The 21,457-nt window shown below is 45.4% G+C and carries 15 protein-coding genes and 4 pseudogenes; 11 read left to right on the top strand and 8 right to left on the bottom strand.

Annotated features, from left to right (window positions below):
- Positions 1–96: 96 nt before the first annotated feature.
- From FJQ87_RS14570 to nqrF, 6 genes are read left to right on the top strand one after another with little or no spacing between them, the layout of a single operon-like run.
- Complete coding sequence (locus FJQ87_RS14570) at positions 97–1,458, top strand: Na(+)-translocating NADH-quinone reductase subunit A (RefSeq protein ID WP_140934139.1); 1,362 nt, start codon at positions 97–99, stop codon at positions 1,456–1,458.
- Positions 1,458–2,672: an NADH:ubiquinone reductase (Na(+)-transporting) subunit B gene (locus FJQ87_RS14565; protein ID WP_140933229.1), complete on the top strand. Its 1,215-nt coding sequence runs from the start codon at positions 1,458–1,460 to the stop codon at positions 2,670–2,672. The genes FJQ87_RS14570 and FJQ87_RS14565 overlap by 1 nt, the downstream gene beginning before the upstream one ends.
- Positions 2,662–3,429: a Na(+)-translocating NADH-quinone reductase subunit C gene (locus FJQ87_RS14560; protein ID WP_140933228.1), complete on the top strand. Its 768-nt coding sequence runs from the start codon at positions 2,662–2,664 to the stop codon at positions 3,427–3,429. The genes FJQ87_RS14565 and FJQ87_RS14560 overlap by 11 nt, the downstream gene beginning before the upstream one ends.
- A gap of 1 nt (position 3,430) precedes the next feature.
- Entirely contained in the window at positions 3,431–4,051 is a 621-nt protein-coding gene (locus FJQ87_RS14555; protein WP_140933227.1) for an NADH:ubiquinone reductase (Na(+)-transporting) subunit D, read from the top strand.
- 9 nt (positions 4,052–4,060) lie between these two features.
- Positions 4,061–4,669, top strand: coding sequence for an NADH:ubiquinone reductase (Na(+)-transporting) subunit E (gene nqrE, locus FJQ87_RS14550; RefSeq protein WP_140933226.1), 609 nt, complete (start codon positions 4,061–4,063; stop codon positions 4,667–4,669).
- 37 nt (positions 4,670–4,706) lie between these two features.
- Positions 4,707–5,924 carry an NADH:ubiquinone reductase (Na(+)-transporting) subunit F gene (nqrF, locus tag FJQ87_RS14545; protein ID WP_140933225.1) on the top strand — a complete coding sequence of 406 codons (1,218 nt, stop codon included), beginning with the start codon at positions 4,707–4,709 and terminating at the stop codon, positions 5,922–5,924.
- A 123-nt stretch (positions 5,925–6,047) separates the two neighbouring features.
- Here the strand turns inward: nqrF and FJQ87_RS14540 are convergent, their stop codons facing one another.
- Together FJQ87_RS14540 and FJQ87_RS14535 are read right to left on the bottom strand one after the other, a co-directional pair.
- Complete coding sequence (locus FJQ87_RS14540) at positions 6,048–6,809, bottom strand: gamma-glutamyl-gamma-aminobutyrate hydrolase family protein (protein ID WP_140933224.1); 762 nt, start codon at positions 6,807–6,809, stop codon at positions 6,048–6,050.
- Between the two features lie 227 nt (positions 6,810–7,036).
- Positions 7,037–7,618, bottom strand: a complete 582-nt coding sequence (locus tag FJQ87_RS14535) for a TetR/AcrR family transcriptional regulator (RefSeq protein WP_140933223.1) — start codon at positions 7,616–7,618, stop codon at positions 7,037–7,039.
- Between the two features lie 125 nt (positions 7,619–7,743).
- On the opposite strand from FJQ87_RS14535, the gene FJQ87_RS14530 reads away from it, so the two are divergent.
- Entirely contained in the window at positions 7,744–8,796 is a 1,053-nt protein-coding gene (locus FJQ87_RS14530) for an alkene reductase (RefSeq protein WP_140933222.1), read from the top strand.
- Between the two features lie 266 nt (positions 8,797–9,062).
- Entirely contained in the window at positions 9,063–10,676 is a 1,614-nt protein-coding gene (locus FJQ87_RS14525) for an IS1634 family transposase (protein ID WP_140931885.1), read from the top strand.
- Between the two features lie 124 nt (positions 10,677–10,800).
- On the opposite strand, the gene FJQ87_RS18985 is transcribed toward FJQ87_RS14525, so the two are convergent.
- The gene (locus FJQ87_RS18985; protein WP_276613145.1) at positions 10,801–10,926 is read right to left on the bottom strand and encodes a hypothetical protein; all 126 of its coding nucleotides are present in this window, start codon (positions 10,924–10,926) and stop codon (positions 10,801–10,803) included.
- Positions 10,927–11,331: 405 nt separating this feature from the next.
- On the opposite strand from FJQ87_RS18985, the pseudogene FJQ87_RS14520 reads away from it, so the two are divergent.
- The 3 genes and pseudogenes from FJQ87_RS14520 to FJQ87_RS14510 form a co-directional block, all read left to right on the top strand.
- Positions 11,332–12,029, top strand: a pseudogene (locus FJQ87_RS14520) (IS3 family transposase); the annotation flags it as partial.
- A gap of 664 nt (positions 12,030–12,693) precedes the next feature.
- A complete protein-coding gene (ltrA, locus tag FJQ87_RS14515; RefSeq protein ID WP_140933221.1) occupies positions 12,694–14,217 on the top strand; it encodes a group II intron reverse transcriptase/maturase in 1,524 nt (507 codons plus the stop codon).
- A gap of 80 nt (positions 14,218–14,297) precedes the next feature.
- Positions 14,298–14,786 (top strand): annotated as a pseudogene (locus tag FJQ87_RS14510) (IS3 family transposase); the annotation flags it as partial.
- A gap of 323 nt (positions 14,787–15,109) precedes the next feature.
- On the opposite strand, the gene FJQ87_RS14505 reads toward FJQ87_RS14510, so the two are convergent.
- The 5 genes and pseudogenes from FJQ87_RS14505 to FJQ87_RS14485 all read right to left on the bottom strand — a co-directional run bounded on the left by FJQ87_RS14505 (position 15,110) and on the right by FJQ87_RS14485 (position 21,436).
- Entirely contained in the window at positions 15,110–16,453 is a 1,344-nt protein-coding gene (locus FJQ87_RS14505; protein ID WP_140933220.1) for a sensor domain-containing diguanylate cyclase, read from the bottom strand.
- A gap of 539 nt (positions 16,454–16,992) precedes the next feature.
- Positions 16,993–17,307: pseudogene (locus FJQ87_RS14500) on the bottom strand (transposase); the annotation flags it as partial.
- A gap of 18 nt (positions 17,308–17,325) precedes the next feature.
- The gene (locus tag FJQ87_RS14495; protein WP_140931885.1) at positions 17,326–18,939 is read right to left on the bottom strand and encodes an IS1634 family transposase; all 1,614 of its coding nucleotides are present in this window, start codon (positions 18,937–18,939) and stop codon (positions 17,326–17,328) included.
- An 89-nt stretch (positions 18,940–19,028) separates the two neighbouring features.
- Positions 19,029–19,922: pseudogene (locus FJQ87_RS14490) on the bottom strand (IS256-like element ISSod4 family transposase); the annotation flags it as partial.
- 245 nt (positions 19,923–20,167) lie between these two features.
- The gene (locus FJQ87_RS14485) at positions 20,168–21,436 is read right to left on the bottom strand and encodes an IS4 family transposase (protein ID WP_140934138.1); all 1,269 of its coding nucleotides are present in this window, start codon (positions 21,434–21,436) and stop codon (positions 20,168–20,170) included.
- Positions 21,437–21,457 lie beyond the last annotated feature (21 nt).

Raw genomic sequence — 21,457 nt, 5'->3', positions numbered from 1 at the left:
GTTACATTTTGGGGTGAAATGTGACGACCGCAACGGTATATGCATGAACAAAGATTTACCATTAGCCATCTCAAAGTTAAGTGGTTGAAAGATATGATGGCAGGGTCGGTAAACCAGATTATTACGATCAAAAAAGGCTTAGATTTGCCCATTACAGGTGCACCTGAGCAAGTGATCATCAATGCCCATGTTCCCAAGCAAGTAGCATTACTTGGTGAAGAATATATTGGCTTGAAACCCACCATGTTGGTGGAAGTCGGTGACAAGGTCAAAAAAGGCCAAGTCTTGTTCGAAGATAAGAAAACCCCTGGGGTGATGTTTACAGCACCAGCAGCCGGTATTGTGAGTGCGATTAATCGCGGTGAACGCCGTGTATTGCAATCGGTAGTCATAGATTGCGACGGTGATGAAGCGATTCGCTTTACCCAAACCGATGATATAAAAAGTTTAACTGATGATGAGATTAAAACTAACCTCATCGAAAGTGGTATGTGGACTGCGCTGCGCACCCGCCCATTTTCGCGCGTACCCGCACTTGATGCTAGCGCGAGCGCCATCTTTGTCACTGCGATTGATACTAATCCGTTAGCGGCAGATCCACGCGTAGTTATAGCCACTCAAACTAAGGCGTTTGCCTTAGGTCTTGAAGTTTTGTGCCGTCTGCAAGCATGCCCTGTGTATGTTTGCCAAGACAGCGGTAGCGACATTATCGCTAATGCCCCAAGCGCTGTACAGCTGCGCCGTTTTGCGGGCGTGCATCCAGCAGGTTTAGTCGGCACCCATATTCACTTCATTCAAACGGCTAGCATTGAGCGTCCGGTATGGCATATCGGCTATCAAGATGTGATTGCTTTTGGTCAGTTATTTTTAACTGGCGAGCTGTATCAAGAGCGCATAGTCGCCTTGGCCGGCCCTGGCGTGATTAAGCCCACCTTAGTGCGCACTCAGTTAGGCGCTAACTTAGGGACCGTAACCGCAGGCGCTATCAAGTCTGGCGTTCAACGTGTGGTTTCAGGTTCTGTGCTTTCAGGCCATACGGCTACTGGCGTGCAAAACTACTTAGGTCGATTCCATCAGCAAATTTCTGTGCTGGAAGAAAACAGTCAGCATGAAGTTTTGTCATGGGTTAAAGGCGGTAGCGATAAGTTCTCTATCACTCGCGCTGTGACCTCAGGCTTTGGTTTAGGTCGTAAATTATTTGAATTTACCACTCATGCCGGCGGTGATGCTCGCGCCATGATGGCCTTTGGTCAGCTCGATAGAGTGATGCCGCTTGATATTCTACCAACCTTGTTGGTGCGCGATTTAGTGGTACGCGACACCGATGAAGCCCAAGCATTAGGGGCACTGGAGTTGGATGAAGAAGACTTAGCCTTATGTACCTTTGTCTGCCCAGGCAAATATGATTTTGGTAAAGAACTTCGTGCCTGTTTAGATATCATCGAGAGAGAAGGGTAATGACTACACCATCTAAAAAGCCTGATTTGCAGGATGACTACTACGCGCCAGGACACGCGATTAAGGGCTATCTGCGTTCGCTATATTTAGCCAACGGCCGTAGCACTCAAGGCCAAGTTCATGTGCGTGATGCCATTGATGTTAAACGTACCATGACCTTAGTTGGCCTGTGTTTACTGCCAGTGATTTTGTTTGGTATGTATAACTTAGGACTGCAAGCGCAGCTAGCTTTGGCCGCAGGCGCGCAGCCATCGACTAACGCAACGTTAGCGATTTTTTATGCCTTATTTGGCCAATTAAACGCTGATAGTGGCCTAGTTGCACTGTTTGCTTATGGCCTGAGCTGCTACTTGCCTATCTATCTGACGGCCTTAATCGTCAGTCTGTTTTGGGAAGGAGTATTTGCTAAGGTGCGCAATCAGCAGTTACACGAAGGCTTCTTCGTTACTGCCTTGCTGTTTACCTTAATTATTCCAGTGGGTACGCCGTTATGGCTGGTGGCCATGGGCATTACCTTTGGCGTTATCGTGGCTAAAGAAGTCTTTGGCGGCATGGGTTACAACTTCTTAAACCCAGCCTTAGCCGGTCTTGCTTTTATCTACTTTGCATACCCAACTCAAGTAGGGCCTGCGGCGCAGTTAGTGGCGGTTGATGGTTTTAGTGGTGCCACTCATCTAATGCAAACCGCAGCGGGCAAATTAAGCTTTGCTGATTACGCTTGGTATAGCGCCTTTACGGATGCTAACTGGTGGAATGCCTTCTTAGGTTTTACTCCGGGCGCCATTGGTGAAACTAGTACTTTAGCCATTTTAATTGGCGGTAGCTTATTACTGTTAAGCCGTCTGGCTAACTGGCGCATTGTGGCCGGTGTGTTTGTGGGCATGGTGTTAACCGCCAGCTTATTTAACCTGATTGGCTCTGCTAAAAATGACATGTTCGCTATGCCTTGGACTTGGCATTTAGTCACGGGCGGCTTTGCGCTGGCCATGATGTTTATGGCGACCGACCCTGTTACCACCTCGTATACCCGTCAAGGTAAGTGGGCTTATGGCTTGTTAATTGGTGCTATGGCGGTATTCATTCGCGTACTTAATCCAAAGATGTCTGAAGGGATTATGTTGGCGATTTTATTTGCCAACCTGTGGGCGCCAATTTTCGATTACTTAGTCGCGCGCGCCAATATCAAACGGAGACTGAAACGCCATGGCCTTTAATAAAGACTCGGTGCTTGGCACCATGGTTTTTACCATCAGCTTATGTCTGGTGTGCTCATTTATGATCACCGGCACTGCCGAAGTGCTTAAAGAGCGCAAGCTAGTTAAAAAGCGTGATGAACTGCAACGCAATGTGTTGATGGCCGCTGACATTAATCTTGATGGTAAAGATTTCAGTGACGTATTTAACAGCCAAGTTACCCCTATGCTGGTGGCGTTAAATACTGGCGACATAGTGCCGCAGGACAACTTGTTAGATTTTGATGAGCGCATGGCCGCCATTAATCCTGAAACCTCAAGCAAGCCAAAGAAAGACACGGCTAAAATTCGCAGCCGCGCAGATGCGGTGCGGGTGTTTGAAGTGCTCGATGATCAAGGCAAGCTAGTGACCTTAGTCGTACCTATTTACGGTAAAGGCTTATGGTCGATGATTTATGGCTATGTGGCGCTGGAATCAGATCTTAATACCATACGTAACGTGCTGTTTTATGAGCATGGTGAGACTCCTGGTATTGCTGATTTCGTGACCGACCCTACTTGGTTAGCCCAATTTAAGGGCAAGCAGATGTTCGATGCTAAAGGTCAGGTTGCCCTTAAGATCATCAAAGGCGGCGCGCCTGAAGGTGATGTGCATGGGATTGATGCCGTGAGCGGCGCGACAGCAACGGGTCGCGGTATTCAGCGTATCTTAGAGTTTTGGTTTGGTAAGGAAGGCTTTGCCACCTACTTTGATAAGTTAACTAAGGCGGGGGTGTAATATGAGCAGCTCAGTGTCGACGCGGGAGATCCTCACCAGTCCGATTTTTGCCAACAACCCAGTCGCCATGCAGGTACTTGGGGTATGTTCGGCGTTAGCGGTCAGTAATTCAATGCAAACCGCTGTGGTCATGACCTTGGCCGTAACCTTTGTATTAGTGTTCTCCAACTTATTTATCTCATCGATTCGCCGCTTAATTCCTAATAGCGTGCGCATTATTGCGCAGATGACCATTATCGCTTCGTTAGTGATCATAGTGGACATGGTGTTGCAAGATGTTGCCTATGAACTATCAAAGCAATTATCTGTGTTTGTGAGCTTGATTATCACTAACTGTATCATCATGGGCCGTGCTGAAGCGTTTGCCATGAAGCATCCACCGCATTTAGCTGTGATTGATGCGTTAGGTAATGCCATGGGTTATGGCGTGATCTTAGTTGGCGTAGCCTTTGTGCGTGAACTGTTAGGTTCTGGCACCTTATTTGGTCATGAAATCTTAACCACAGTTGAAAATGGCGGCTGGTACTTAGCAAACCAGATGTTTACCTTGCCACCGAGCGCCTTCTTCCTGATCGGTTTTATGATCTGGGGCATTAACGTGGTGCAGCGCAAGCGCAAATAAGGAACTGAGATGGAACATTATGTGAACCTGTTTATGCAGGCTATTTTTATCGACAACATGGCGCTGTCGTTCTTTATGGGCATGTGTACTTTTTTAGCTGTGTCCAAAAAAGTATCGACCTCATTTGGTTTAGGTGTGGCGGTAATTGTGGTGATGACCATAGCCGTGCCGCTTAACCAAGTGATTTTTGTCAATGTCTTAGCCCCAGGCGCGTTGGCGTGGGCGGGTTTCCCAGAACTTGATTTAAGCTACTTGCAGCTCATTACCTTTATCGGTGTGATTGCCGCATTAGTGCAAATTTTAGAAATGGTGCTGGATAAGTATTTACCTAGCTTACATCAGTCATTAGGCATTTTCTTACCGTTACTGACAGTAAACTGCGCGATTTTTGCGGGCGTGATTTTTATGGCGAACCGTAACTATAACCTAGCTGAATCCGCCGTGTTTGCTATGGGTTCTGGCATAGGTTGGGCGATGGCGATTGTATTGCTGGCAGGTCTGCGTGAGCGCATGAAGTTCAACGCAATTCCTGAAGGCTTACAAGGCATAGGTATCACCTTTATCACCACTGGCCTGATGGCTTTAGGGTTTATGTCCTTTGCTGGGATCACCTTTTAAGGGATCGGCGTGCAAGAGTTAACATAAGGGTTTTTTTATGGAAATGGCAATTGGCATCGGCATGTTCACCTTTGTGGTGAGTTTGTTGGTGATGGTGATTTTAATCGCCAAGAGTAAATTAGTCGCCAGTGGCGATGTGCATATCGGCATTAATGATGATGCCGACAAAGGCATAGTGACTCAAGCCGGCGATAAGTTGCTGGGCGCGTTAGCGAGTAAAGATATCTTTATTCCATCGGCATGTGGCGGCGGCGGTACTTGCGGTCAGTGCCGTGTGACTGTGAAATCTGGTGGCGGTGAAATTCTGCCGACAGAACTTGATCACATCACCAAGAAAGATGCGAAAGAGGGCTGTCGTTTAGCCTGTCAGGTAGCAGTTAAAGGCGATATGGAACTTGAAATTGAAGAGGAAGTCTTCGGCGTCAAGAAATGGCAATGTGAAGTTATTTCTAACAATAACCAAGCAACCTTCATTAAAGAATTACTGCTGAAATTGCCAGAAGGTGAAGAAGTTCGCTTTAAGGCCGGTGGTTATATTCAGATTGAAGCGCCAGCCCATGTGGTACGTTACTCAGACTTTGATATTCCGAGTGAATATCGCGGTGACTGGGAAAAGTATGGCCTGTTTGATCTAGTATCAACTGTCGATGAAGACGTGCTGCGCGCCTATTCTATGGCGAACTACCCAGATGAAAAGGGTCGCATTATGCTCAACGTGCGTATCGCTACGCCGCCAAGCAATGACTTACCGCCAGGCAAGATGTCATCCTATATCTTCAACTTGAAAGCCGGTGACAAGGTCACTATTTCAGGGCCGTTTGGTGAGTTCTTTGTTAAAGAGACTGACGCTGAAATGGTGTTTGTGGGTGGCGGCGCCGGTATGGCACCTATGCGCTCACACATCTTTGATCAGTTAATGAGTAAGCATACCAAGCGTAAAATGAGCTTTTGGTACGGCGCGCGCTCGACTCGCGAAGTCTTTTATCAAGACGATTTTGATAAGCTGGCCAGCGAAAATGAAAACTTTGTGTGGCATGTGGCCTTATCCGATCCTCAGCCAGAAGATAACTGGAGCGGTTATACCGGCTTTATTCATAACGTCTTGTATGAGCAGTATTTAAAAGATCATAAAGCGCCTGAAGATTGTGAGTTCTACATGTGTGGCCCTCCAATCATGAACTCGTCAGTGATTAACATGCTGGAAAGTTTAGGGGTTGAACCTGAAAACATCTTACTCGATGATTTCGGTGATTAAGCTGTAATCTCAGTCGCTAGATTGATTGCTGGGAGCGACTAGCATTTCTGTAGCGCTTCATATAAAAAATCCGCCTTAGGGCGGATTTTTTATATCTATAGGTTGTCGCGATATTTAAGGACGTTATTTATTCTTGGTTTTAAATTCCCGGCAAGCATCACCAAAGGCTTGAAATAGGACGACTGAATCGGGATTGTTTTTGGCTTGCCACTCAGGGTGCCACTGCACTCCTAACACAAATTGTTCTAACTGCGGCGCATGAAAGGCTTCAACTAAGTTATCTTCTGCCAAGGCTAGCGGTTCAAGTTGTTTGGCCAAAGTGCAAATACCTTGGCCGTGAAGAGAGTTAACTTCGGTAGAGTCACCGAGTAACGCATGGAGCCAAGTATTAGGCACTAATTTAATGGCATGGCTTGGACCATATTGCACCGCGAGGCTATCATCCGGATCTTCACGATGGTCGTTAAAATTAGGCTGCTTATGTACCTTTTGGTACAAATCCCCCCCTAAAGCGACATTGATTTCCTGAAAGCCGCGGCAAATACCAAATATGGGTAGTTTACGCGCGATAGCGGCATGGATAATGGCAAAATCAACGGTGTCACGATGCTTATCTTGACCTTTATCTGGGGTTAAATTCTCTTGGCCATACAGGCTTGGATCAATATTTGAGGCTGCGCCCGTTAAGCAGATGCCATCGACCATATCTAAGTACTGCTCAATATCTTTAACGCCAAAACAAGTGGGAACAAGCAGTGGAACACAGTCGGCAATCTCGACAATCGGAGCCATATATTTATGGGTCATGACTTGATAGGGATGATGGTTACGATTTTGCTGACCCATAGTCATAAGAATGATGGGTTTATTATTGCTCGCGTGCATAGATCACCTTGGTTTGACAGCCTTGGGAGGCACGACACCTTGTCTCATCTAAGAGTAGCAAGGTGTGTATTTAACCACCAGTCTGCCTTGGTACTGTTCAATATGTCAAACATTAGATGATTATTTTTTACACTGCGCTAATCTGTACCTGTTTACTTTGCCGAGCGTGTTCACTTGCCTAAATCTGTTAATTTAAATTAGATGCTTTTACGCTAAGCTGCGCAAACTTAGGCGCAAACATCTGCAAATAACTGATTAGCTAGTTGCTGCAGGGTATTACTGCTGGTGTGAGTATGAGCAAAGGTGCGTAAGCCATAAATTCCCATGGCAAAATAGCGGGCTAGATGCTCACTATCGCGTTTGCTGTTTAGTTCGCCATTTTGCTGTGCTTGGGCAAATATCTGACTTAAGGCTTGATGCCACTTAGCTAAGCTGGCACTAATAATGTGCTGCACTTCATCATCTTGCTGGGCTAATTCATTCAGTGCCTTAGTGAGCAGGCAGCCACTGTCGACTTCGCAGCTTAGGCATTTAAGTACTATGTGGTCCAAATATGCCTTAAGCGAGACTAACAGCTTTCTATCGAGCACAAAGAATTGCTGAAATTCTTGGCTTCGGTCTTGTTGATATTGACCTAATGCCGCAAGTAGCAGTCCGCGTTTATTGTTAAAAGCGCAGTAGAGAGAACCAGGATGCAAACCCGTTGCCTTGGTTAAGTCTTGCATGCTGGTATTGCTGTAGCCCTTTGCTATAAAGGCATGCATGGCTGCTCGCAGCACTTGCTCTCTATCAAACTCGGGATTACGCATCAGGCTTAAGCTCTTATCTTTTAATTAACTCATAGTACTGTATTTGAATGCTCGTTCAAAATCTAGCTTGTGCGCGGCTAAAAATAGATCTATCTTGAACGTGCATTCAATAACTGGGGTTGGTCATGTTCGCTAATTTATTTACACCTTTTGCGCTTAATAATACTCTCTCCCTGCACAACCGAATTTTAATGGCGCCGTTAACACGCTGTATGGCTGACCATGATTTAGTACCGACACAGGCTATGGTTGATTACTATGCGCGCCGCGCTGATGCTGGGCTGATTATCTCTGAGGCCACCATCATTCGCCCCGATGGCCAAGGTTATCCTAATACCCCTGGGCTTTATACGGCTGCGCAAATTGTAGGTTGGCGGCGAGTAACAGATGCTGTGCATCAACATGGCGGTAAAATCTTTGCCCAGCTTTGGCATACTGGCCGAGTAGCGCATCCGCATTTTTTTGCAGCTTCTGGCTCAAGTGATGTGTTGGCTCCCTCGGCGGTAGCGGTTATTGGCAGCGTGCCAAGAATGCGCGAATTAACTTATCAAGTACCAAAAGCGGTAACACATGAAGATATAGCAAGCTTGATTGCGGATTATGCTAAAGCCGCGGCTAATGCCATTGAGGCTGGCTTTGATGGCGTTGAAATCCATGGCGCTAATGGCTATCTAATCGATCAATTTTTGCATTTTGACAGTAATCATCGCGTTGATGAATATGGTCAAACGCCAGAGCATATGGCGCGTTTCCCACTCGCAGTTGTAGATGCTGTAGCGTTACAAATTGGTAGTGACAGAACGGCGCTGCGAGTATCCCCTGGCGCCTATTTTAATATGGTGGGTGATAGTCGCGATCGCGCCGTATTTGATTATTTGCTCGCGCAACTTGAGTCTCGCTCGCTTGCCTATTTGCATATTGGCATTTTTGATGACGCTATGACGTTTGATTATTTAGGTGGTAGTGCCACGGCGTACGTTAGAAGCCATTACTCCAAAACCTTAGTGGGTGTTGGTGGTTATAGCCCTGAGTCTGGAAGCGCCGCGATTGCTGCCAATAAGTTTGATTTACTCGCCATCGGTCGGCCATTTATTGCTAACCCTGATTATGTCGAGAAAGTGCGTCATGGACAGGCGCTGCTGACTTATAGTGATGACATGCTGGCAAACTTAGTCTAGCTAGCTAATCTTTGCCCAGTGACATTGTGTCATTGGGCTTTTACGTCAGCAGGGTTATAGCGAGAGCTAATACCAAAGTAGCTTGTCCTATTGCTAGTAGCAGGTAAACTATTTAGCGACTTGATAAATTACGCGAGTAATACTTATTGAGATTAATTAACCCAGCATTCAGATAATCCGTCATTCCGCACCTAATTTTCGATTTAAAAAAACTTGACGGCGATCGGCCATTCTGATCTATTACTACTTTTTGCAGGTAGATCATTATGCCCACTCCCGCTATCGCTATTCGTAACCTCGACCACCTTGGTTTGGTGGCTGCACTTTGCCAAGAACTCGGCATTGCTCGCATGATTGATGCGGTGCTCCCCAAAACGCCGCCCTACAAAGTTTCACATGGTGAAGCGTTGGTGGCGATGATACTGAATGGTCTTGGCTTTCATAGTTCGACCTTGCACATGTTCCCGCAATTCTTTGCCAACAAGCCTGTAGAGCGTCTGATTGGCCCGGGGATCTGTGCCGATGACCTCAATGATGACGTGCTCGGCCGCTGCCTTGATGCCCTCTTTGAGGCCGATGTCAGCACGCTTTATCAGGTGATGGCGGAACAGGTCGTAGAGCGATTGGAGCTCAAAAGTACGGCAGTGCACCTCGATATCACCAGCTTCCACGTCGATGGCGCCTATGACCAAACCGATGGCGAAAAGCTCGGTAAGTTGCAATTGGTACGTGGCTATAGCCGCGACCATCGGCCCGAGCTGAACCAGGTTATCCTAGAACTTATCTGCGAAAATCAGGCCGGCCTGCCCATCTACATGCAGGCCTTGAGTGGTAATAGTAATGATACCAAGGCCTTTGCCCAGACCGTACGGCGCCACTTGAGCAGTCTCAAGGCCGCGCAGGAGAGTCGTTACCTGGTCGGCGATGCGGCGCTGTATTGCGCTGATACCTTGCAACTACTGGCTCAACAGCAACAGTTGTTCGTGACTCGAGTGCCTGTCACACTCAATGAGGCCAAGCGGGCCGTGGCAACCATTGGCACCCAGTCGCTGGTCGCGCTGGGCAATGGCTATCATGGCTGTTGGCAAAGCGCCAATTATGCCGACGTCGCGCAGCGTTGGTTGCTGGTGCGCAGCGAACAGGCTAGCCACCGTGAGCAGCAAACATTAGCCAAAAATCTACTTAAAGACAGCACGCGTGAGCTGAAAGCCTTCAACAAATTATGTGCCCAGCGTTTTGCCTGCGAGGCCGATGCGCAGGCTGAATTAGCCCGTTTTGCTGCCAGCTTAAATCTGCTGCAACTGGAAGCAGAGGTCGTGAGTGAACCTCTCTATGCTGGGCGCGGAAGGCCGCAAAAGGGTGAAGTGCCGGTGAGCTACCAATTTCACATCAAGGGGTTAGCCGCAAGTAGCTTGGCGCGGGTAGCAGAAGCGCGCAACCAGACAGGGGTGTTCATCCTCGCGACCAATGATCACAGTGAAACGCTCACCATGGTTGAGCTGTTGGCAATTTATAAAGCCCAGCAAAACGTCGAGCGTGGGTTTCGCTTTCTGAAAAGTCCCGAATTTTTAACCTCCTCGTTGTATCTTAAAAAACCGGAACGTATCGAAGCATTGCTGATGGTGATGACCAGTAGCCTGATGATTTATGCGGCGCTAGAGCACCGGATCCGGCAGGGTTTAGTAGAGCAGAATCGCAGTGTGGCGGACATGAAAAAGAAACCCACGCAAAAACCGACAGCGCGGTGGATTTTTTTACGCTTTGGCGGGGTACACGAATACCAGTTGGGAGAAGCGCCACCTCAAGTTACGGGACTCACGGTGGACCAACAGATCATTCTCGACGTGCTAGGCGAACGCTATCGACAAATTTATTCCTAAATCAGGTGCGGAATGTCGGATAATAACTGCGCCACCGCATGTGAGATTAAATTTTCTGACGGCCCAATAATAAACAAGGTCATTGAGATGGCTCAATGACCTTCATTCGTATATACAGTAGGGATTATTTCTTAAGAAGACTAGTTGAATTGATTTGAGCTTTCTTAGCTACTTTAGCGGCCTTTTTTTCTTTCGGGGATAATAGAGGTTGTTTCTTAGCGTTCTTTTTACTGTCTTGTCCTTTACTCATGATGTTTCCTTATAGAGATAACTATAAATTAATCAATTAATAATGTAAGCGCACTTAACGACAGCACTTAATATGATGTTAGTTTTCATTAACTCGCAGCATCTTAAGCAAAATCAGTATGTACCTAATTGCGAGCAATTGCTAGCCCCCTGAATCGCTTTGCAAATGAAAAAAATTTGCTGGTTGTAGCGCAGTCAAATAGTCACTTTGTTGGTCGTAAAGCGGTGCGTTAAGCTTGGAGTTTTAGCTGCGTGGCATGGGTAAAACCGGGTGGGTAACTTGGCAACCTAAGTAGCTAGACTTGAGCTAAATAGAGGTATACCACCATCAGATTGTAGTGGTACGGTGAATTTGGCCACCTAGTTAGAGGTGATATCATCACCTCATAAGTTAACAGGTGACACTATAAAAAAACGTACAAGAAGACTGTTTAGTGCAGAATTTAAACTCGAATCTGCACAACTAGTACTAGACCAAAATTACTCAATTGTTGAAGCCGCTCAAGCTATGAATGTGGGCAAATCAACTATGGATAAGTGGGTTCGGCAATTAAGAGAAGAGCGACAAGGTAAGCAACCTAAAGCATCACCTATATCACCAGAACAAATTGAAATTCGAGAGTTAAAAAAGCAACTAGCTCGCCTCCAGGAGCACAACGAAATATTAAAAAAAGCCACAGCTCTGTTGATGTCGGACTCACTGAACAATTCTTAATAATTGAGAAACTCAGGCAGAGCTACAGCATAAAAACATTATGTGAAGTGTTCAGTATTCATCGTAGTAGTTACAAGTATTGGAGAAAACGGCCAACAACCATAAACGCAGATAAAGTAAAGCTTCGAAGTTTAGTTAGCGAAGTACACACTGCAAGTAACGGCTCGGCAGGTGCTAGAACGATTGCAGATATGGTTAGCCAGCAAGGTATCTCGCTAAGCCGTTATCGCGCCACTAAGTTGATGAAGGAGCTTGGTATAGTTAGCTGTCAGGTACCTAAGCACAAATACCGAAAAGCGACACTAGAACACATTGAAATCCCTAATCACCTAGGTCGACAATTCGCTGTCACTGCTCCGAATGAAGTTTGGGTTGGTGATGTCACCTACGGTGTGCCCGGAGTTCAGCACTAGCATGGAATGCTTTAACGAACCACGAGTCTATCTGAAATACATGAACACTACGGCAGGAGCTACATTGTTTATGGCACTATCTGGTTGTGCAGATAGTTGAGTCTGAGCGGCAGTGACTTATCGTATGCTGATAAGGTGATGTAACTCGCTGACAACGGGGAGTGAGGCGAATTCGTTAAGCCAAGATGCTCCTCTAGACTAAGTATTGGACGGATGAAGAACATGAACCGGTTAACCCGCATCTATGGGCTGAAACGTCGCCATTGCCTACACGAATTAACAGGCAATATGGTGCTGCAATAGTGCTAAACGTATGGGCACTATTGCCGAATTAATGAGTAATAAATATGTACTTATTAATGGATAAACGTTAAATCACAATTCTGCGTTTAAGCATCATCACCTTACAGTACGATAAGGTCAAAGACTGCGATCGGCATCCACCCCAATATGTTTGAGTTCAGGTAGATAAACCGGGGAAGGTTTGTTTTGAATGCTAAGGGAGCATGACCCTGATGACAAACAAGCTGGCGGAGTGTTCGTAGTAGTCTGAGATGGGGAAAGCCCATTACATGGCGAAGGGACACAGTTTAATTGATTTGCGTCAGCAAATTACCTGACCTTAATGAAGTGAAGACCTTTGATAATCAGCGAACAGCAACCTAAATTAGCAACATGGACAGCAACCGATAAAACGCGTCGCGTTAATCGACTGCTGCGCCTTATCAGTCACCCGCATTGGCTTCGCCAAGCGGCTGAAGTAACGCTTTCTTCAAAAGGTGCTAAAACGCCTGGTGTTGATGGAATAACAAAGATTCATATACAGGCTTATTTGGCTTGTTATCTTGATGAGATCAGAGATGATCTGCTGTCAGGTAACTATCAACCGATGCCTGCTAGACGGATCTATATTCCCAAGGCCAATGGAAAGCTACGTCCTTTAGGTATACCAACGCTTAGGGATAGAATAGTTCAACGTGCCATGCTCATGGCAATGGAGCCGATATGGGAAAATGATTTTCATTCGTTGTCCTATGGCTTTAGACCAGAGCGCAGTGTCCATCACGCCATTCGCACGGTTAAACTACAAATGACCGAATCCAATGAGCCTCGAGGTCGCTGGATAATTGAAGGAGACTTATCAAGCTATTTTGATACAGTTCACCATCGATTATTGATGAAATGTGTTCGTAAACGGATCAACTGCCGTCGATTTAATGATTTGCTTTGGCGCTTCATTAAAGCTGGACACATTGAACGTAACCTATTTTGTGCAACAAGCGAAGGCGTACCACAAGGTGGTGTAATTTCTCCGTTATTGTCAAACATAATGCTTAATGAGTTCGATCAATATTTGGATAAATGTTACTTGAGCAAGAAAGCCCGTAAAGACCGCTGGTACTGGAACCACAGTATCAAAATCAAGCGAAAACCTGCGGTTGAGGAAAACAGACAGTGGAAACCTGCCGTTGCTTATTGCCGTTATGCTGATGACTTTCTAGTGATTGTCAAAGGCAATAAACAACAAGCAGAGGCAATTCGTGACCAATGTCGACACTTCCTAGAAGGTAAGCTGCAACTCACGTTAAATATGGATAAAACTCATATTACACATGTGAATGACGGTTTTATATTTCTCGGACATAGGATCATTCGAAAGCGTGGACCTAAGGGAAATATGCGAGTGGTGACTGGTATTCCAAACGGTAAAGCCAAAGCATTTTCTCATTCATTGAGTCAGGCTTTATCAGGGGATCATAGCTGTAGCAAGATAGACAAAGTGGAACAACTCAATCGCAAACTTAAGGGTTGGGCACAATTTTATCGACATACTGATTACACCGCGAAAGTTTACAGCAAAATTGATCGTATTATTTTCTGGAAACTCGCTAAGTGGTTGGCTAGAAAATATCGTTGTTCTATTAAATCGTTAATGATGACATGGATCAAACGTCCAACACCAAATCAGGCAATGACATGGGTGTTATTTGGTAAAAGCAATCGTGGAAATTTATGTGGCGCGTCACTATTTAGATTAGTGAGTAGCCCTAAATTACCCTTTAGATGGCGATCACCAGAAGCAAACTCCTACCTCAGAGATGAAATTAGAAATACTGTCATGTCTCGCTATAGCGATGTTGCCATGGCTGTTAGCCACAATTAAGCGGAGAGCCGTATGCGCTGAAAGGTGCACGTACGGTTCGGAGAGGAGAAGCAGAGAAATAGTTCGACTACGCTCTGCCTCTTACTCTACTGTGGGCTGGTAACCGCTGGATGTACTTAGCTGTTGTGATTGATCTATTCGCTCGTAAAGTCATTGGGTGGGCTATGTCATTATCACCAGATAGCCGTTTAACGGGCAAAGCGCTTTCGATGGCCTATGAAGGTCGAGGTAAACCTAAAGATGTTATGTTCCATAGCGATCAAGGGACTCACTATACAAGCAGAAGATATCGGCAATTATTATGGAGATACCAGCTCAAACAAAGTTTATCTCGACGTGGGAATTGTTGGGATAATAGTCCAATGGAACGCTTTTTTAGGAGCCTTAAGACAGAATGGATACCAACGACAGGGTACCGTAACTTTGCAGAAGCTCAGCAAGAAATTACACGATACATAATTGGATATTATTGTCAGCTTCGCCCACATCAATATAACGGCGGACTGACACCCAATGAATCAGAACGATTGTTCTGGTTAAGCTCTAAAACTGTGGCCAATATTAGTTGACCACTACAGATACTGGCTAGTAAGGTGCTAGCACTTGCTTGTTATTCTGGTTTATAAGCCTTATTTGTAAGCTTGATTTGTAAGCCTTATTGGTAAGCTTGAGCGGAATCACTCATATGAGTTGTTCGTGGCGGCAAGCTTGCGCTAATCGCGCCTAGATGGAGTTGCTAGCTTGTTCCAGATGATTGAGGTGACAGGTGCTCAATGAATCAATTTACTCTTGAGAGTACACACGACATCACTTGAAAATTATTCATCTAACTTACATGAAAACTCTGCTGACTATGAATACGAAAACTCTGCAAACTCTTTTCGCGTGCGAGCTATTGGCTGACGCACACTTGATCACGTCCGGCATGCTTAGCGCGATATAACGCTTTGTCTGCCAGTGTTAGCGCCTGTTTGATATCACTCACTTGTTGAAATTCTGCGACGCCAGCACTCATAGTAATATTTATGCTAATATCATCTATGGCAAATTTTTCTTTTGAAATCAATATTCTTAAGTTATCACACACAAGGGTTGCTTGGGCTAGCTGAGTGTTTGGCATCAACAAGATAAACTCTTCACCACCGCTGCGTGATAATACATAGTTGCTATTTATGTAGCGCTTACAGCAATTGGCAAAGCCGACCAAAATGTCATCTCCGACATCATGGCCATAGGAGTCGTTGATTTTTTTAAAGAAATCTATGTCAAAGATAGCAACCGCGCCATAAGACATAGCGTTATTGATATGACTTATTTGGTGTTCAAAGCCGCGGCGATTGAGTAGGCCAGTTAAAAAGTCGGTATGAGCATCATTGACTAATTGATTCTTATCTTTTTGAACACCTTGATATTTTCTGAAATAGCTAAAAAGCACCATAATGAATATGACAAGAGTCAATAGTGATAAAAATACTAAAAACTTAATTAACAGACTCGAATGACATTTAACGATAGTCAATTCCCAGCGATGGTTAAAAATAGTCAGTTTAGTGCTGTTGCCATCCGTTAATTGACGGTTATGTATTATTCCTTTTGAACTGATCATTTTACTATATTTATTTTTACTATCAGGGTCATGACCTAATAGCTGATAATTTTCTATGCCATTTTTGACGAGCACTTTATCAACCGCATTGATGATGCTATTGACATTGACTGTGGTACTGACAAATCCCCAAAATCCATCAGCAGTGTAAACTGAGCGCCTAACGATAAAGGCTATCGTGCCATTTTGATTAAGTTTTACCGGGCCAATAATGACAGCATCGTTATTTAATTTGGTCTCTTTACTGCCTAGGCTACGGGAATTATCTTCTAGGATATTAACCCCCAGTCCCTTGGTATTGCCCGCTAACGGATATATATAAGAAACAATCCCATCGGGCGACAATACAATAGTGTCGATATCGCGGTAACTTTCTTTTAATTCAGCGGCTAGGCGATTGAATTTTTTTAATGGTAAATCGTGGTTATCAGAGAGGTTGACCATTTGGTCAATCACTTCGGTAGAAACTAAGGCGCCATTAAAGACGACTTTGGCCGCCTCGTTTAACTCTGCGATGACCAAAGGCAAATGCTGCTTGTCGAGCTCTTCATCGAAATCGCACACTAAATTTTCGGTTGCTAACATTAACAGCATGACGATTAAGGCAAATGTGAATATTTTTTTTAACATTTATTATGGCTAAGCCTTTAATTCAATCGCTGATGAATGTATCGCGTTTTGTTTATCACTAGGATTATAAAAGAAATTGTAATTCATTTAACTCGAAAGTGACGCCAAGAATGAGCTGCGCATTATACCCACGACGCTGTGATTGTCGATATCCAAGTTGACCAAATAATGACTTTATTTGCAAAAACATTAATGAAACACTTTGGCTGCAATTATCATGCAATTCATTTGAGGTGTGGCGCTGTAGTAATTCACCTACCAGCTTGGTTGTGGCCAGTCAATGGCGTAACCGAGCCTGATTAATGTAGCTGAAATGTTGAGTCCGCTGCTGGGGGGATAGTGAAACTAATTAGCTGGAATATCGTCAAGTTATTATAGATTTACCTGTATCAGAGTATTAGTTAGCGTAAGTTTAGTTTGTTTTTGAGGCTTATTTAGCGCAAATAAAAAAATGGTAAGTGAGTGTCATTTATGACTGAAATCTAGCTATTAATAGCAAATTGCAGGAGGGCGTTCAAAATTCTGTGTCAGGCTAATTTTTAAATTTCTAGCACGCTATCTAAACGCCCTTCAAAATAAATCGCTAACTGAGATAAACAAAGGCTCCAATTGTGGATTGGCATGGTCCATTTATCTGAGGCGTTTAATATGCCTGCATAAAGTAGCTTCAACAAGCTATTTTCATTAGGAAAAGCACCTTTGGTTTTGGTGAGCTTTCTAAATTGGCGATGTACCGCCTCAACGGCATTGGTCGTGTAAATCACTTTCCTGATATGTTCTGGGTACCTAAAATAATGGGACAAATTATGCCATTTGCGACGCCAAGAGTTGATTACCAGCGGATAAGCATCACCCGACATTCCGCACCTGATTTAGGAATAAATTTGTCGATAGCGTTCGCCTAGCACGTCGAGAATGATCTGTTGGTCCACCGTGAGTCCCGTAACTTGAGGTGGCGCTTCTCCCAACTGGTATTCGTGTACCCCGCCAAAGCGTAAAAAAATCCACCGCGCTGTCGGTTTTTGCGTGGGTTTCTTTTTCATGTCCGCCACACTGCGATTCTGCTCTACTAAACCCTGCCGGATCCGGTGCTCTAGCGCCGCATAAATCATCAGGCTACTGGTCATCACCATCAGCAATGCTTCGATACGTTCCGGTTTTTTAAGATACAACGAGGAGGTTAAAAATTCGGGACTTTTCAGAAAGCGAAACCCACGCTCGACGTTTTGCTGGGCTTTATAAATTGCCAACAGCTCAACCATGGTGAGCGTTTCACTGTGATCATTGGTCGCGAGGATGAACACCCCTGTCTGGTTGCGCGCTTCTGCTACCCGCGCCAAGCTACTTGCGGCTAACCCCTTGATGTGAAATTGGTAGCTCACCGGCACTTCACCCTTTTGCGGCCTTCCGCGCCCAGCATAGAGAGGTTCACTCACGACCTCTGCTTCCAGTTGCAGCAGATTTAAGCTGGCAGCAAAACGGGCTAATTCAGCCTGCGCATCGGCCTCGCAGGCAAAACGCTGGGCACATAATTTGTTGAAGGCTTTCAGCTCACGCGTGCTGTCTTTAAGTAGATTTTTGGCTAATGTTTGCTGCTCACGGTGGCTAGCCTGTTCGCTGCGCACCAGCAACCAACGCTGCGCGACGTCGGCATAATTGGCGCTTTGCCAACAGCCATGATAGCCATTGCCCAGCGCGACCAGCGACTGGGTGCCAATGGTTGCCACGGCCCGCTTGGCCTCATTGAGTGTGACAGGCACTCGAGTCACGAACAACTGTTGCTGTTGAGCCAGTAGTTGCAAGGTATCAGCGCAATACAGCGCCGCATCGCCGACCAGGTAACGACTCTCCTGCGCGGCCTTGAGACTGCTCAAGTGGCGCCGTACGGTCTGGGCAAAGGCCTTGGTATCATTACTATTACCACTCAAGGCCTGCATGTAGATGGGCAGGCCGGCCTGATTTTCGCAGATAAGTTCTAGGATAACCTGGTTCAGCTCGGGCCGATGGTCGCGGCTATAGCCACGTACCAATTGCAACTTACCGAGCTTTTCGCCATCGGTTTGGTCATAGGCGCCATCGACGTGGAAGCTGGTGATATCGAGGTGCACTGCCGTACTTTTGAGCTCCAATCGCTCTACGACCTGTTCCGCCATCACCTGATAAAGCGTGCTGACATCGGCCTCAAAGAGGGCATCAAGGCAGCGGCCGAGCACGTCATCATTGAGGTCATCGGCACAGATCCCCGGGCCAATCAGACGCTCTACAGGCTTGTTGGCAAAGAATTGCGGGAACATGTGCAAGGTCGAACTATGAAAGCCAAGACCATTCAGTATCATCGCCACCAACGCTTCACCATGTGAAACTTTGTAGGGCGGCGTTTTGGGGAGCACCGCATCAATCATGCGAGCAATGCCGAGTTCTTGGCAAAGTGCAGCCACCAAACCAAGGTGGTCGAGGTTACGAATAGCGATAGCGGGAGTGGGCATAATGATCTACCTGCAAAAAGTAGTAATAGATCAGAATGGCCGATCGCCGTCAAGTTTTTTTAAATCGAAAATTAGGTGCGGAATGACGGATCACCCCATTTGGCCTCCAGTTCGTCCAATGCCATCTCTGCGGCTTCTTTACTCACGGCTCGATACACAGGCTTTAAATCAGCCATAAACGCTTTCTGATGTTTTGAGGCGACATACTTCATTGAGTTGCGGATCTGGTGGATAACACATAGCTGTGTTTCCGTATTAGGGAAGATACTGGCTATCGCCTCAGGGAAACCGGTCAAGCCGTCAACACAGGCGATAAGAATATCTTTTACACCACGATTATTAAGATCGGTCAGTACGGATAGCCAGTAATTAGCGCCTTCATTTTCGGATAAATGAAGCCCTAAAATTTCCTTTTTTCCTTTCATATTAAGCGCTAACAATGTGTAAACGGCTTTACTGACGTAACGCCCATCCTCTTTGACTTTATAATGTATCGCATCAAGCCAAACGATAGGATAATGGCTATCTAATGGGCGCTGTTGCCACGCTTTAAGTTCGGGGATGAGTTTATCAGTGATAGCACTGACTGTTGCGTTAGATACATTGATCCCATACATATCTTCAACATGTTGATTAATATCGCGATAGCTCATACCTATACTGAACATCGATAACACTTTACGTTCGATTTCATCGGTTAGCGTAGTTTGATTTTTCTTAATCAACTGAGGTTCAAAAGTGCCATTGCGGTCTCTAGGGGTGTCTAACTCAAAGTTACCGGACGGATGCTTAATGGTCTTAGGGGTTTTGCCATTTTTACGATTAGGCAGAGGATCATGCGCTAAATGCTGCTCAAGCTCAGCCTGGAGAGCCGCTTCAGTGAGTTGCTTGATCAGTGGACCAAGAATGCTGTCTTTACCTGTGAGGCTTTTACCTGACTGCAGATCTTTAAGGGCTTGTTCGAAGTTAAAAGGTTGGGTCATGTGTCATTCCTGTTTTTGAATATTTTACTGAAATGACACAGAATTATGAACACTACCAATTGCTTCACTCTTAGATACATTACTGATGCTAAATTAATTATGATTGCCATTAATCGTTTTGTTGGTACTTGCTATTGCTTTGTTGCTTATCGCCTTGAGTCAGTCTTATTTCCCATATCGAATGAACCTTTTGCCGTTAGCATTATTACTAGCTCGCAAGCTAGTAACTTCTCATAGACTGAACCTTAAGCATTAAGCTGTTCAAAAATTCCATCTAACGTTATGTCTTTCTTAGATTTTCTCTGTTGTGCTTTTGGGGCGTTCTTCGTTATATAACGGATCGCCCAATCAATCTTATCTATTATTTCTGACCATGATGTGTGGCTAATGCACTCAAATATGGGCAGCAGCCACACATCAACATTCTTTGCAGCCTTGAATAACGAAACTGAAGGCATTATCTGCAGTGCCGTACTGCGTCTAATGCACAATGCCAATAAACTGGCCCAGACTAAGCCATCAACGATGGCTTTTTGTGCTGTAGCAAATCGCTGCCAGTTAGTATGAGATTTCAACTCTTTAAACATCAGCTCTATCTGCCAGCGACAGCGATAAATTGCCATAATATCATCTGCAGAGTAGGTTTCTCGTGGCAGATTAGTAAGCCAAATGCAAAATCGTTGTTCTTCGGCAAACCAGCGTCTTATTACCCGAAATGTCTGATTGCCTCTACAAACCGCCAAATCAAGCACCTCTGTCCGATTGGTGCGGCGCGTAATCTCTTTGAGTTTTTTGCCTGCCAACTTAGTCAGTGTTCGACCTTTACAGTTCCTCGCTTCGATGACCGTCGGGTTGAGGGATTTGGCTCCCCGAAAAATGTAGAACCCTCCATGCCGCTCAAGCTCGGCAAAGTAATCAAAGTCTGGGTAACCTGCATCTGCTAGCAGCAATTTGTTGTCCATCGTTGCTGGTTTAGGAAGATAATCTCTCTCCGAAGCCGTGTCCGCACTAATCGTCATTGCAGTAGGACTAAAGGTTTTGAGAGACATGGTCATGTGGCACTCTATCGCTGCAGGGTTACGCTTAAAGCGGCTTGGATAAACAGATGCCAACTGCCTATGAACGTGAAAAGAACTACCATCTTGGAGCAACACATCATTAAAACAAGACATCTTATCGGGTAATTGAGCACATTGCTGCCGGGCAAATTGTGCGATAGCAAACTGTACTAACTGACGCATGAATAGAGGAAAAGCTTCTTTTCTGAGCTGATTGTGAAAAGGTTTGTAAGCCACATTATCCATTTCGGTCAGACACATCCCGTTGAACTGCCTGAGCAGATCGGCAATTGAAGTACAATTCCCCTTACTGAGCGCCGAAATCAGACTGAGTACAAGTTGTTCGGGCAAAATCGCTCGACATCGTTTCATGAGGCCAATATTTTTTGCCGTTTTTTGAAGAAAGTGAGCGCTAAAGAATTGCATAAACTGCTTTTTAAGAGAGATAATCATCACTGGCCTTTTTGTGTTTGATGG

This window comes from Shewanella sp. SNU WT4, from assembly GCF_006494715.1.
In the GTDB taxonomy this organism is placed as follows: Bacteria; Pseudomonadota; Gammaproteobacteria; order Enterobacterales; family Shewanellaceae; genus Shewanella.
The sequence above is the reverse complement of the archived record's forward strand: the minus strand, read 5'-3'. Positions and strand labels throughout refer to the sequence as shown.